Origin of the sequence: Yersinia sp. 1252 StPb PI (assembly GCF_048593885.1) — a bacterium.
Taxonomy (GTDB): Bacteria; Pseudomonadota; Gammaproteobacteria; order Enterobacterales; family Enterobacteriaceae; genus Yersinia; species Yersinia enterocolitica_E.
Genome location: NZ_JAZGQE010000442.1, coordinates 1 through 719, shown reverse-complemented (window position 1 = coordinate 719; position 719 = coordinate 1). Strand labels below are relative to the sequence as shown.

The following is a 719-nucleotide window of genomic DNA, read 5'->3' as shown; positions in this document are numbered from 1 at the left end:
GTGGCGACCGTAATATAGTTGCTCCATATCCTTCTCTACTATCTTGTCAGCACTGGATATATAAAAATATCCTTTTAACTGAGCACCCCCACTACTCATGCCATGGATTCACCCCAAAAAAATCTATTATTTCTAATGCTAAAATTCATATTGGCTCTAAAACATTACTAAAAATGGATTTAGAAGATTTTTTTCCATCGATTCCAATTAATTGGGTTGTAAGATATTTTCAACAACGAGGATATGCTAATAATGTTTCATTCTATTTAGCCGCATTATGTTGTTATGATGAACATCTAGCTCAAGGAGCAGCTACAAGCCCATACTTATCAAATCTACTTTTAAAAGGGTTAGATGAAAGGTTAACTAATCTTTGTCTGAAGTATAACTTAAAGTATTCCCGATATGCTGATGATCTCGCAATTTCTGGCGATTATGTTCCTCATACGCTGATCGAAGTCATAACAGAGATAGTTTCAGATTACGGTTTAAAGGTTAACACTAAAAAAACAGCATTACTTATTAATGCTCGAAAAAAAATAATAACTGGCATTGCGATTACCGAAGATAATATTCGTGTCCCCAGAAGTTTCCGCCGTGAATTAAAGAACACTATGAATTTCATATTAAAATATGGTTTTATATCGCATGTGACACAGTTAAAAATAAAAGATCCATATTATTTATTTTCATTAATCGGAAAAGTTAATTTCTTAATG

Annotated in this window: 1 protein-coding gene; it reads left to right on the top strand. The window is 32.4% G+C overall.

What is annotated here, in order from left to right; all coding sequences use genetic code 11:
- The coding region (locus V2A85_RS24205) for a reverse transcriptase family protein (RefSeq protein WP_420072621.1) at positions 1-719 on the top strand (719 nt) is incomplete at both ends.